Raw genomic sequence first — 14,011 nt, 5'->3', positions numbered from 1 at the left:
TTTTATATATATAAAAGGTTAAAAAAATTTAAAATGCCAAGATGCAAAAATAAAATAAATCGTCTAACATTTAACAATTAGGATAAGAATTATGCGTTTACATCGATTGAACGATTACATTATTCATCTTATGTAATGGGACTGATTATTCGGCATACTTTCCTAACATTTTTTCCTACTTTTAACTGAAAAACACCGTGTTCTACTTCGGGCAATTCATTCATCTTTCACGGCTTGCGCAACTACTTTCTGATTCTAGAGATTTGCGTCATAAGTGCTCCCCGTGTTCATTTCGGGAGAGTAGGCGCCCTCACATTCTTTGCGATTATGTTCAAATTTTTTCCATGCACTGACCCGCTCTTTCTTTTTTTGGCTATTTGCATAACGAAGAACTTTGCCATAATCGCTCCACGCCTTTCTTTGAGCTAACCGTCGTTCTTTATAGCCGCGAATATCCCAACTGGCTCTTTCTAAGTCACGCCGTGTTTCAAGCGCACTTTTAACAGACGACGACCAGATATCAACCATAGCCACCAGCGAGTTATCACGTTCGTCAATAGCGTTCTGTATGCACGAAACATCTATCTTGGGCGTGCCCTTACTTGCCGCGTCCTGCGCTAAAACCGGAAATCCAATACACATTACACCTGCGAGCAGAAGTACTTTAGTTAAACCATTTCTCATACAACTTCCAAAAAATGCAAACCCACGGGCGTGGATGAGGCAGATTTGCTATCGATCATAATTAATCTGAAAATCCTGTATTTCAAACCCGCTTTCGCCTGCCCGCCAAATCGAGATGATGCTTCCCGTTATGCAGGAACGCGACTGGTTAATTGCTTCGTGCGGCGCGCTAGGGGACTAAAAAGCTCGGGGCATACAAGCATTAGGTAAGTCCCCATAAACAGGCAAAAGTCGATAGCAAACCGGCCCATATCAAAATCCTTTGATGTCAAAACGGGAAAAGCCCACAGCAGCACAAGAATCGCAGTCAAAATTAAGGCAAAGGTCGTTTTCATGGAAAATACTCCTAAAAAATGCTGTTTAAGAAATACCGCGCTAATCATTTAACTCTAATTAACTTCACAATTACTTAACATAAAGTATACATATTTTTCACAAATTCACAACTTTTTTATGCTTTGTCCACATATTCTTCACATTTTGATTAAATTTTTTTGGGATGCCTGAATTTTTTAGTGGGGGCGGACCAATAAAATCGAAATATCAACGATATTTACCAGTTGTCCGGCCACCGAACCAATGACCAGGCGCTCCAAGCCTCGCCGACCCTTTGTTCCTACCACAAGCAGATCGGCTCCCCACTCTGTGACCGCATTGGCGATGGCTTCTGAAACGCCATTCACACCGTATTCGCCTTCCGCCGGCAATAGACGTGTTTCCGCTGCGAGTGCATTACCGGCGGTAGACTTGGCCCTCTCCAGCAGGCCTACGCCGCTTTGCTGGCCGGTGTTGCCATGGGTGTCACCATTGGAGGATTCCGCCACAGCATGAACGATGCATAGTTTGGCACCATCTGTGACAGCAATATGCAGGGCCTCCTGCAAAGCAATTTGGGACGTTTCATCATCGCCAATAGCTACCATAATCTTTTTGTACATACTGACTCCTATTATTAACTATGACAAAGTGGCGGGCGTTTAATCGCCCGCCATTGCTGCGATAAGACTATCTGGTCAGTCAGCACCGCCATTTGCGTTTGCCGAGAACTTTTCAAAATACTTTTTGACGATGACCTTGCTCGGTATTTTGCCAGCTTGCTTGAAAACCAGATAATTGACCAGACCATGCACTGCCATGGCGATCAGCAGACCTTCGAAAATACCCACTTTATAGACCAGCAACCCGCAAAGGGTAGCAAGTATCATCGCGTATTGGCCGTAATGCGCCACGTGCCACAGTCCCATGATCATTTTCCAGCCGGAGAAAATCATGATGGCCGCCAGCGAAAACTTGGGAAGAAACTCAAGATACTGGGAGTTTAGGACAAAGAAGGTGACCACGACGCCTATGACAAAGACAGAAAATTTGGTCATGGCACCAGCCAGTTTATTGGTGGTGCTTTTTGCCAGACCGTCCAAATTGGTCATGCCGCCAAAGAAGCTGGAACCCATGTTGGCTATCCAGATAGCCAACAAACTATTGTTGGTGTTGCATTTGCGTTTTAGTGGATCTATTTTTTCGATGGCGGCGTTGCTCATGACTTGCTCTATCACATCGATCACCGCCAGCATGGCCGCAAAGCCGATCACATACATCCAGGTCAATCCGCTATCGAAGTGCGGTATCGGCAAGGCCAGTGCAAGATCGACATCATCCACGTGCAACATGGACATGGGCATGAATTGCGCCAGCACTATACTTGCTCCGATCAGCAGGAAGTAAGGAATGGCGGGCTTCGTATCCTTGAATTTCGAAAACAGATACACAAACATGGCAAAACCCGCTAAGGATACCAGCGCCATTTGTATGCGTGCACCATTCCAGAACGCATCAGCCGACTCCTGCTCGGCAGGCAGCTCATAGGTAAATGTCAAAAACTTGAGGGCAATCTTCAAGCCGACCCCCGCCAACAGTCCCTCGACGAGGTAGCTTGGCACCGCCAGCAGAATATATTTTTGCCAATCATATTTCCATATCACCGCTTGCATGGCGGAGGTCAGGAAAATAACGAACGCCATGTTTTCGATACCAAAGCTGTGAACACCCATTGCCAGGACTGGCGCCAGGCCCGCGGCGACGCCAGGTGCACCAATATAGTTGCCTGGCCTGATAAAAGCATTGATCCAGCCAATAAAACAGGCGAACGCAACAGTCGCCAGGGCGACCTTGATGGGATACTCTGACATCAAGGCGATTCCGACAGACAGGGGAATGGCCATGGCTCCCGTTATGATTCCCGCCTGAATATCGCGGGCAACGTATTTGGCCTGAAACCCCGCTGATCCCACAGGGGTAACCAATTCCGGCGTGCCATCGGATTGGTGGTCATCCGATGGCACAAGCGGTTTTTCTGAAGTATATGAACTCATAATACCCATCCTTTTTTAAAAAAATTTAAATATCAAAAAGATTTACATACAAAAAATAAACCGCCACGGTAATGCTTCCCATCTTCCTTACCCTCTGCTGCCTTACAGTCAAGAAGGTTGAGCTGAAGTACATGAACTCATAAACACTGCTTGATCAGCAGCTCGTCGTTCCGGTGACTCCAAGTTTCTTCTAAAGCACACCCATGTCCAGATCCGATAGCACCTCGCGTGGCAGCTTACGCAACCGTCCTTGACATGAATTCTTGTTTAGCCATTTTTGTTATTACATTAAAAGCAACGCTAACATATCACTACATCTGTGAAGAATATGTTCTGTATTTGTCATTTATTTGTGAAGATATCTAATTATTGCAACTGGGCGATATATAAATAAGTACACTAAATAGAATTATTTATGTTTCTTTTCACAATATTATCGTTTATATACAATATATTATAATTTTTTATATAAGAGTCTTTAAATGCCTTGGTATGAGATAAGGGAATAGGATTTATTATGAGAAAACCGATATGTGAAGTTTTTTTCATCTTCGTTATCCTTGTATTATTGCGCCCGACCGGACTCGAATTTTCAGCTACACGAGTGCATCGTTTCGCTTGCCGGGCAGGGGCGGCGCTTTGGCGATCGACGTCCCTATTCTGTTCAAGTGAGAAGGCTATTGCGTTAGCGTCAGGCAGGTCTATCGGCTTTGCCGCCATGCAGGATTGGTAGTGCTCAACCATGTGGGTCGACCTGACAGAAAGAGTGTCACTGCGCTTCCTGGAATACCAACCATGCCTGGTCAATAGATTTCTTGCATGACGACCTAGCTGCGGCAGGCGTATTCGCTGTCCGAATGGGGTGGATGACTGGACGAAGGAAAGCATCGTCATCGAGGTGAGACCTCTATTTTTGGGGAACGTGGGAGCGTGTGGCGCGTGTATTGGATCGCATTACGGGGCTCCGCCCCATCCTTTGCCACGGATGATCAGGGTCGATCATAGGCTGGAATTTATCTGCCCGAGACTTGATAAATGGGCTCATGTCTGGGAGTGGTTGGCATTCATTCGCCCGCTAGGCTAGGAAAATCCCTTCTCCGGCAAGTTAAAGCGCCGGAAATTTCCATTTTAGAACGGTGCTGATTTTGGAGCGGGTCAATGCAAACCAGGATTCAACCGCGGCTATGGCTCATTCTTAGAGGCAGGACCACACCGCCCACTCGCCGGGATTTGATCCGAAATTACTTCCTGTTAGATTGGATGAAAACTGGAAGGAAGCTCAAGTCAGGCGAACCACTTGAAAGGATGATTCAGCTAGCGAGCGTATGAAAGAGAATCTGGAGGACTGGGAGACTAAGCGTTTCTTCGTGCGGAACTTCTTACCGAATCTTATACATCCTCTGAGTATTGAAGAATAGGCATTATCTTGCGACGGTAAACCTAAAACGTACACGCAATGTCACATGATCATCGCTACTTTCTCTCTTGTAGCCATCTACTTTTTTGAACCTATTCTTTTCCATGCATCCATATCCGTTTTTGGATGCTGTACAAGCTTTGACCATCCATGGCGCCTGAGTAGCTGATAAACTGTCGATGTCGACACCGACTTGCCCAGGCATCGTTCAAGTTCCATTTTCAGTTGCTGAATATGAAGGGCGCCTGTATTTTGAGACTCGATAATGAAGGGAGTAAGAAACTTCACTTCTTCATCCAGGCTCATTCGCGCATGGTTACGAAGCCCTTTTTTTGTTTTGACCTGTTCGACACCGATCTCGATACGCTGAAACCGCGTCCTTAGTTTTCCTGTCCGGCTCTTGGATAACCCAATGACGGTGGCCGTCTGTTCCAACGACAGCCCGAACTCCAACGGTAAAAGTAAGGCCTGAGCTGCGCGCAGGGCATCAACTGTTTTAGCCGCCACAATCTTTTCCTTCGCTGCCTTTACAAATTCACGTCCCGTCACAGGTCTCGCCATTGCATGCTCATATCAGATAAGTAAATAAAACCTATGGAATGAACCTTGGATAATCGTACAATGACTCCGCCTCTTCTGCGTAAACAAATGCGTCCAATCACTCGACGCTATGTCAGATAATTACACTGCATAGTCTGCGACGTATTGGCCGGATTTTGATCCCGCAGCCTTGTCATTGCCCGCCATATCCGAGAACTGTTACATTATTAAATGTAAATCGGTCTTGCCGACAAAGATCACCATCGGCTGGGCTGCCAGGAGAATGGACATGCCCAGCCAAATTTTCAGACGTAAGATAGATGAATCAGTATGAAGCAGCAGGTCCAATCACCCATTCGCAATCCGAAATCAGGCACATCCCACCAAACTCCTTTAACCTCGGGCGCAGTGTCGTAACAAGTCTCTCCGCCTGCTTTTCTTCGCAGGCGAGAATAAACATGGCATTCGTCTGCTCAAAAAAGATATCGTCAGGGCGCCGTGTACCACGCGAGCCAAGCCCACCCGCTTGCTTGATGAATGTATAACCGCGTACACCGACTTCATTCAATATATTTATCAGCTCTTCAAGCTTTTCCTCATCAATTACGATCTCCAGCCGTTTCAATGTAATCGTGGCATTCATTGTTTTCTCCTAGAAGTGAAGAGTGTCGTATAACCGCGCCACCCAGTATTGATGTAACTTGCTACCGAAACGTACTATCACCCGGACAACGTGCTTTCCTAATTCATTCCGTAATGATAGTACGTCCATCGTTTTCTGCGCGGATCAGCCGATGCTTTAAAACATTGCCTTGAAGAATTTTGCCATTTCAAAGTAGATCGGTACCCCGATGAATATATTGAACGGGAAGGTCACGCCCAGCGAAGCGCCGATCGATACCGCCGGATCCGCTTCCGGCACCGCGATACGCATGGCTGCAGGAGCCGCGATATAGGAACAACTGGCATACAGCACAGCCAGCATCATGGTACCGCCCAGGGATAAACCGAATATAGCGCCCAGGAATGCGCCGAAGAACGCAGCTGTTAATGGAAACAGTATGCCGAACCCGAGCAGGAACGGGCCTTTTGCCCTGATTGCCGATAACCGCGCTGATGCCAGCAAACCCATTTCCAGCAAGAACAGTGCCAGCACGCCCATGAACAGATCCATGAACATCTTATCCAGCGGCGAGACAAGTTTTACCATTCCAGCGTAGTAACCGACAATGACCCCGCCAACCATCAGAAAAATACTCGTGCCGGTCAGGATCTCATGCATCAGCTTGCCCCACTGGGTAGAACCCCCAGCACCGCGCCGCGCGAGGATCGTGCCGGTCACCAGCGCCGGTATCTCCATCAGCGCCATGATCAGGACCATGTAACCTTCGGACGTCTCCTTGATGCCATCCAGGAAAGCAATCCCCACGGCAAAGGTCACCGCGCTCACCGAACCGTAGTGGGCGGCAATAGCGCCGGAATCGGCCTGATTAAATTTCCCCACCTTCTTCAATATGGGATAGGCCGTCAGTGGTATCAGCGCTGCAAGCACAACCATCGACAGGGCGATTGGCAGCACTTCCATGATCTCGTACTTGGCCATCGACACCCCACCCTTGAAACCGATGGCGATCAACAGGAAGATGCTAAGGCTTTTATATAAAGCCTCAGGGATCTTGAGGTCGGACTTCAGCACGCCGGCTAAAACCCCCAAGACAAAGAATAGCACTACAGGTTGTATGGTCGCCATTGCGTCATCCTCCTATCGTCATTATTAATCTTGGTAAAGATTCGCGCGATTTTCTTAGCGCTGTGTTGCAGCATTTCTTATGTTGCTTCATTTTCTTGTGGCGTTCCATCAATCAACCCCTCCCCGAATTTGCTTTTAAGTGACGTTGCCCTGTTTTATCGTTACGATAAAGATGCCTTACAACCCCCTCCATCCCCTCATAGTGAAAGCTTTGAGTAAATATTTAATCGCTTTGGTCTCGATCTTTCTCATTCCCCCGCATACCCTCTCATCACAACAACGGGCATAACACCCTTCACAGGTCCATCCCCGTTTTAAGAGTTCTGTTTATTTCCAAAGCCACGTTTGTCAGCCATTCCCTACAACAAAAGTGAATGAAAGTTTCTGGAATGAAGCAGAATTAATCGCACCAATAAAATTCAATCCGCATACATCATTTTTTGGATTTATCTCTTAAAGCGCTCTCCATTTGGCTGAATGTACTCCCGTGTACCGAAAAGTTTAACGAAAGTTAGGCTTTGAATTAAATCTTCGATACAAGCTAATCGATCAAACATTATAATTATAAGTATTTGAATGATAACAAATATTTTAATTTATAAAAATAATAGTTTCGTTATAAAGGATGCGAACTACGTTTTGAAAGGAAATTAACACATCAAGTGTGAAGAAAACATTTTGGATGTGTGATTAATTTGTGAATGATGCGGAGTAACCTCCATTTTTCAAAAATATTTGCACTTTTTCGTCGAATCCCTGATACTATTAAATATGAATAACAAATAACCGTCCCGAAATGGGGGTTTTTTAACAGGTAGCAAATGGGAGTTTTTAACAACTAAGAAAATGGGGATTTTGAGTGCAATTCTCTGGACCCCCGCAATTGGTGCCTTGATAGTGGCACTGATCTCCGGCCGGGACGCGGATATAGCGCGTTATTTCGGCAATCTATTTGCCGGCTTCACTTTTTTACTTACCTGCTACCTGCTTCTTCATTACGATCAACACAATGCGGGCCTGCAGTTCAACGAATATTTTGCCATCAACCCCAAAGTCGGCAGCGCGTATGCATTAGGCGTCGACGGCTTATCTATTCCCATGGTGGTTTTGGCCACATTGCTTACGTCCATAGCGCTACTCGCTTCTTCCAGCATTGTCGTCGGCGTCAAAGGGTATCACATCAGCATACTACTGACCGAGTTCGGCATGCTAGGTGTATTTCTGGCCCAGGACTGGTCTCTCTTCTATATTTTCTGGGAAATTACTTTAATCCCGATGTTCTTTTTGATAGACCGCTGGGGTGGCAAGCGGCGGCAGACGGCAAGTCTTAATTTTGTGCTGTATACGATGGGCGGTTCGATTTTCATGTTGGTCGCCCTAATCGCGATTTATCAGTATGTTCCCGAACACGTCTCCCTGATGAGTGCGATGAGTCATGTGTCCGAAAACATGCCCAAGGATCAGCAGGTCTGGGCATTGCTCGGTTTCCTGATCGGCTTCGGTGTCAAGATGCCAATTTTTCCTCTCCACGGCTGGTTGCCGCTGGCTCACGTCGAAGCACCCAGTCCGGTCAGCATTCTGCTCTCTGGTATTTTGCTGAAAATGGGAGCATACGGTTTGCTGCGGGTTGTGGTCATCCTGCCAGCAGCTGCTCAGACTCTACAATCCCTACTGGTCTTTCTGGCGTTGTTTGGCATGATCTATGGTGGTTTGCTGGCCTGGAGGCAAAGTGATCTTAAAGCCATGGTCGCCTATTCTTCGATCAGTCATATGGGCATTGTTTTATTGGGGATCTCTACGCTAAATGAGACGGGCTTTACTGGCGCAGTCTTGCAAATGACTGCTCACGGGCTGATTGCAGGCGCGCTATTTCTGGTGGTGGGCCTGCTTTATGACCGTACCCATACCCGCAATATTCAGGATTACAGCTCGCTGGTTCAGGTAATGCCGCGTTTCGCATTCTTTACCACCATAACGTTGCTGGCCGCGATGGGTATGCCGGGAACGGTCGGAGCGGTGGCGGAGCTACACGCCATGGTCGGTGGTTTTCAGCAATGGGGCAGCTTAATGGTATTCTTCAGCCTGGCTATTCTGATCAGTACCGCTTATGCGATCCGTACCATAGGCCTGCTGTTCACCGGCCCGGTGAAGCCGCAGATGAAACAGATTGAAGACCTGAGACCGCCCGAACTGCTGGCGCTGGGCATTCTGGTTTCTGGAATAGTTCTATTCGGCCTGCTGCCCGCGTCCCTGATTGATCTGTCAACAGCAACCATCTCGCAAATGAACAGCCTGGTCAGGCTAAAAATTCCAGGGGGTTAGCGATGCAAGAAGCGCATTTGAAATCCGGCGATCAGGCAAGCAGCCCGCGCGAGCGCATCACCGCAGCATTAAACCACCTGGATCATGTCTTGCCGGGCCAAGCCCCCATTCTGAATTTTGTACACCATAATACGCTCCACGGCTTCCAGCACCTTCCCTTTGAAGATGCCTTGGCCGCATTCGAAGCATTGACCGGAATTCGCGGCTATCTTCCCGAAACACAAAGCCGCGCTTTTTACTGGCAGGGGCGTATCGATGACAGCGATATCCTCGCGGCACTGGCACATGATCCGCGGTTGGAAGCGGATACGATCATTTGCACAGTGAAGGATAAAACCATCCGGCGTAAAGACCTCTATCGCATTGCTTTGTTATTTGACCTGCAATCACTAAGCGTCAGCCAGCTGAATTGGCAAATAGAAGAATTGCAAGCCCTGGATACCGTGCAAACCGATGTGCCTGAGGAGGCCCGCGAGCAATTGCTGGCCGATAGCGCCCATTCGGATAATATCATCACGCAGCTCTGGGAAAGCATCTTGACGAAGCTTGATATGGAGCATGCGGGGCTGCATCCGGAGAATCTCCTGGATTTGTCAATGGAGCAGGCTGAAGAATGGCTTGAGCACGTTTACGATGGAAACGGGGCATCGATTCATGAGCAAATGCAGCGCCAGGCAAGCAAGGTCCTGGATGATTTGCTGGACCAGCTGGGCGATAGCATCACTTTGCGCGGCTTTATCATGGAATTGAGCGGGATCGATATTCTCGATTCCGTCCGGCCGCAATTGATCCGCATCTGTGCTTCCGCCATGGATGAAGGCATCGCGGCGTGGCAAATACCTGAGCGCAACAGGCTGGGCCTCTATGCCGCGTGGCGGGCAACTGTTCAGTATGATGCCAATCCATTTCTGCACGAGCTACCAGATTGGCAGGAGATAGTCGCGCAGCTCCCCATGGATGCGGTGGATACCATTATTCTCCAACTATCACAGCTTGAAATACCACCGGCAAAATGGGAAGGATATCTGCGCCGATTATCGCTCGAGCTGCCTGGCTGGTCAGGCTTAATCAACTGGCGTCAGCACCATCCTGATTATCATACAGCGAACGATGCCAAACCGACCCTCGCCGACTATCTGGCAATCCGGTTAACGCTGGATCGGCTCTGGTTAAATCAAGTCTGTCAGGAAAATTGGCTGATCGAAGCCAAATTGAGCAGTTTACAGACCTATTTTCGTAAGAACCTATCCGAATTCATGGTGCGCAGGCAGCTGTATAAGAGAGAGTTACCAGAATATCTGACCCAACGGGTAGAGTCCCTGACAACGCTTGCTGTTTCGGAAAGACATGAACGGGCCGCTTGGCAGCAGCTTGCCGATCTGATCCAGACTTGGCAATTCAGCCCGCTGGCTGAACAGCGAGGCAAGAATCATACGATTTATAGCAGCGGCTGGCGATTGTTCCGTCTTTGCCAACACCTGGGACTCAACGCTTCGTCCATACAGGAGCTGCGAAAGGCAGACTTGCTGGAGATGTTGATGCTGCTGGATGAGTTTTCCGAGGTGGAGCGCTGCAAAGCTTGGCTGTACGCTTATGAACGCCATTATCGTGACGACATTTTCCGGGCGATACGTGCAAACCACAATCAGGGAAGATGGGCAAAACGCGATACACGTCCCGAATCTCAAATCATTTTCTGCTTTGATGATCGCGAAGAAAGTTTCCGCAGGCACTTGGAAGAACTCAATCCTGCCGCTGAAACGTTTGGGGCTCCTGGATTTTTTGGCTTGCCCATAAATTATAAAGGTCTGGACGATACCACGGTGACACCGCTATGTCCCATCGTGGTAACACCAGCCAATGAAGTACAGGAAATACCGAGAGCCGGGACCGAGCAAGCCTTAATCCGGCATAATAATGGGCGCAAATGGGTCCGGCAAACCGCTAATCTGCTGCATCAGAGCCTACGTCGCAACCTGGTGTCCTCGCATCCGCTTATTGATGCGATCGCTCCGGTAACATTTCTTGGATTGTTGGCTAAATCGCTATTCCCTAAACCCCAGCAGAAACTTGTGGCGAGTATCCGCCGGTTTGTCTCACCCGCCGTCGACACAGAGCTGATGTTCACATCAACGGATGATACGATAGTCGCCGCGACGCCGGAACACCCCAGGATGGGATTTACTGATAAGGAACAAGCCGACCGGATTGCCGGTTTATTACGCAATATTGGCTTGACTTACGGCTTCGCGGAATTAGTGCTCGTGTCCGCCCATGGCTCCATCAGCCAGAACAATCCACACTTGGCTGCTTACGATTGCGGAGCTTGCAGCGGCCGTCACGGTGGACCGAATGCGAGACTATTCGCGGCGATGGTCAATCGCCCGCAAATACGGAAGCTATTAGCCGAACGTGGTATTAGTATTCCGGACGACACCTGGTTTATTGGCACCGAACACAATACCTGCAATGAAGATATTATCTGGTATGACCTTGACAATATACCCGCGGACCGGCTCAGTGCATTAAAAAAGATACAGCAGGAACTACGCCGTGCGCAGCATATGTCCGCACATGAACGCTGCCGCCGATTGGCGTCCGCCCCGCGCAATCCTACGCCAGAGCAAGCCCTGAAACATATCCAGGAACGCGCTACTGATTTTTCCCAGGCAAGGCCTGAACTGGGGCATGCCACCGTTGCCTGGGCAGCGGTTGGGCGTAGATCCTTTACACGGGGCCTGTTCCTGGATCGGCGTGTGTTTTTGATTTCTTATGATTCGACCCAGGACCCGGAGGGAAAAGTCCTGGAAGGCATCCTCTTGGCTGCCACGCCGGTCGGTGCCGGTATTAATCTGGAATATTATTTTTCCACCGTCAATAATGAACGCTTGGGTTGTGGAACCAAGATTCCGCATAATGTTGCCGGAATGTTTGGTGTCATGGAAGGGGCATCCAGCGATTTGCGTACCGGTCTACCTCGACAAATGATTGAAATTCATGAGGCAATGCGCTTGCAGGTTCTGATCGAAGCAAAAACCTCGGTTCTAGAACAAATTTATGGTCGGCAGGAAAGCTTGCGTGAACTGATTGGAGGCGGCTGGGTACATCTGAATGTTAAAGACCCTGATAGTGGTGAAATTTTCATTTTTGAACGCGGGATCGGTTTTGTCCCTTGGCAAGCCGAAGCGAAAGATTTGCCGGTCTTCCAAAAATCAACAGACTATTACCGGAATCAGACTCTGCCGTTACCACCCGCCTTGATAAGGCAACGCGAACCGCTGGGAATTTGACATAGTGGATACCTTGGTCATTTTAATTCCTTTACTCCCACTACTCGCCGCGGGCGTTATAGGGGCCGGTCATCTATTGGGTGTACTTGATGGCGAAGCCAGTGAAACGACGACGGCACGCATCGCCAGCTGGGCCATTATACTGGCGTGCCTGCTGGCCTTGACGTTGCTGGGCGCTGATTTATTGGGTAAAAATTCCGGCTCCTTCGGTATTGGTCAATGGCTGGAAAGTGGCAATTTGAATATTCAGATGACCTTTATCACCACCGGCTTCAGTGTGAGATTGGCAGCCCTGTTTACCGTTCTGTTGTTTATTATAATCCGTTTTTCCATCAACTACTTACATCGAGAAGCTGGTTTTCACCGGTTCTTTTTTCTCCTGAGTCTATTTGCTTCGGCAATGCTGCTACTAGTATTGTCAGGTAACGCGATAGGTACTTTTATCGGCTGGGAGATCGCCGGCCTCTGTTCTTATTTATTAATAGCCTATGCCTACGACCGTCCTGTTGCCGCCCTCAATGCGACGCGTGTGTTTGTCACGAACCGTATCGGTGATGCTGGTTTTATTCTGGGGATGGGACTTAGTTATACGTGGGCCAAAGGTCTCGACTGGTCCCAGCTTAATGCCCTGTCGACACAACTGACCAGCGCACAGGCAAGCTCAATTGCGCTTTGTTTTGCCGTAGCGGCATTCGCAAAATCAGCGCAGATACCTTTTGCCCCATGGCTGGCTCGTGCGGCGGAAGGACCGACACCCTCCAGCGCGGTATTTTACGGCGCGGTTATGGTGCATGCCGGCGTTTATCTTATGCTTCTGTTACAACCGATTTTTGAACGAGCGCCACTGGTAATGGCGTTGGTGGCCATTGTAGGTTTTTTAACAGCTGTGTATGGTTTTATAGTGGGGCTAACTCAGACCGATGCCAAGAGCTCGCTATTTTTCGCGACAACCGGGCAACTGGGCCTGATGTTCCTGGAATGTGGGTTGGGGTTTTGGCAGTTGGCGAGCTGGCATCTTTGCGCCCATGCCGTGGTTCGTGGTTATCAGGTATTACTCGCGCCATCGCTCATGCATTACATAGTGGGCAACTCCATCAAGCCCGTTGATCCTGACACTGCGAGTTGGCGCTGGGTTTATGTGGCATCTTTACAGCGTTTCTGGCTGGATCAGATTACCGACTGGGCGTTGATAAAACCGGTACGTGGGCTGGCTCACGATCTGGCCTATTTTGATGATCATATCGTTGATCGCGCAATGGGAATTCCCCTCCCTTCAATCCGGACAATATCTACGCTGGCCCAGATGGAAAAACGGAAGATTGCCATGCGGCAATCCTTGTACTCTTCACTGGGCGTTTTCGGTAGCCTGGCACAACTGGAAAAACAGAAAGCTGCCACGCCGCAGGAGAATCAGGACAGTGATTTTGCCCGAGGCAGCGGGTTTGCGGGGGATCTCACCCGCGCGGTCACCGCAATCCTGTATTGGTTTGAAGACCGGTTGGTAATACGTGGCGTTGGCGAAGATCTGATTAACTACGGCCGTCAACTCGGATTAGCTGCCAATAAGATCGAACGGCTGCTGCTCAATCCCGGTTATCTCGCGTTATTTGTATCCGTCATATTGTTGGTTGCACTGTGA

At 48.8% G+C, this 14,011-nt stretch carries 10 protein-coding genes; 3 read left to right on the top strand and 7 right to left on the bottom strand.

The genetic code is table 11. The annotated features are described in order from the left end of the window. Positions 1-255: 255 nt before the first annotated feature. The 7 genes from BLO43_RS05390 to BLO43_RS05355 form a co-directional block, all read right to left on the bottom strand. Entirely contained in the window at positions 256-684 is a 429-nt protein-coding gene (locus BLO43_RS05390) for a hypothetical protein (protein WP_090906182.1), read from the bottom strand. Positions 685-812: 128 nt separating this feature from the next. Further along, the gene (locus BLO43_RS05385; protein ID WP_090906181.1) at positions 813-1,019 is read right to left on the bottom strand and encodes a hypothetical protein; all 207 of its coding nucleotides are present in this window, start codon (positions 1,017-1,019) and stop codon (positions 813-815) included. Positions 1,020-1,196: 177 nt separating this feature from the next. Further along, positions 1,197-1,622, bottom strand: a complete 426-nt coding sequence (locus BLO43_RS05380) for a universal stress protein (RefSeq protein ID WP_090906180.1) — start codon at positions 1,620-1,622, stop codon at positions 1,197-1,199. Between the two features lie 75 nt (positions 1,623-1,697). Continuing rightward, positions 1,698-3,053, bottom strand: coding sequence for a SulP family inorganic anion transporter (locus tag BLO43_RS05375; RefSeq protein ID WP_090906179.1), 1,356 nt, complete (start codon positions 3,051-3,053; stop codon positions 1,698-1,700). 1,495 nt (positions 3,054-4,548) lie between these two features. Next, on the bottom strand, positions 4,549-5,019 hold the full coding sequence (locus BLO43_RS05365; RefSeq protein WP_254773343.1) for a COG3415 family protein: 471 nt from the start codon (positions 5,017-5,019) through the stop codon (positions 4,549-4,551). Between the two features lie 316 nt (positions 5,020-5,335). Further along, positions 5,336-5,653: a PG0541 family transporter-associated protein gene (locus BLO43_RS05360; protein ID WP_090906176.1), complete on the bottom strand. Its 318-nt coding sequence runs from the start codon at positions 5,651-5,653 to the stop codon at positions 5,336-5,338. A 156-nt stretch (positions 5,654-5,809) separates the two neighbouring features. After that, positions 5,810-6,760 carry a sodium-dependent bicarbonate transport family permease gene (locus BLO43_RS05355; RefSeq protein WP_090906175.1) on the bottom strand — a complete coding sequence of 317 codons (951 nt, stop codon included), beginning with the start codon at positions 6,758-6,760 and terminating at the stop codon, positions 5,810-5,812. 846 nt (positions 6,761-7,606) lie between these two features. Between BLO43_RS05355 and BLO43_RS05350 the strand changes: the two genes are divergently transcribed. From BLO43_RS05350 to BLO43_RS05340, 3 genes are read left to right on the top strand one after another with little or no spacing between them, the layout of a single operon-like run. After that, the gene (locus BLO43_RS05350) at positions 7,607-9,082 is read left to right on the top strand and encodes a complex I subunit 4 family protein (protein ID WP_090906174.1); all 1,476 of its coding nucleotides are present in this window, start codon (positions 7,607-7,609) and stop codon (positions 9,080-9,082) included. A 2-nt stretch (positions 9,083-9,084) separates the two neighbouring features. Further along, positions 9,085-12,372 (top strand): DUF2309 domain-containing protein, encoded by a 3,288-nt coding sequence (locus tag BLO43_RS05345; RefSeq protein ID WP_090906173.1) that lies wholly within the window; start codon positions 9,085-9,087, stop codon positions 12,370-12,372. Between the two features lie 4 nt (positions 12,373-12,376). Continuing rightward, entirely contained in the window at positions 12,377-14,011 is a 1,635-nt protein-coding gene (locus BLO43_RS05340; protein WP_090906172.1) for a proton-conducting transporter transmembrane domain-containing protein, read from the top strand.

The organism is Nitrosospira sp. Nsp13 (genome assembly GCF_900101945.1).
In the GTDB taxonomy this organism is placed as follows: domain Bacteria; phylum Pseudomonadota; class Gammaproteobacteria; order Burkholderiales; family Nitrosomonadaceae; genus Nitrosospira; species Nitrosospira multiformis_D.
This window is presented reverse-complemented; position numbering and strand designations above follow the sequence as displayed.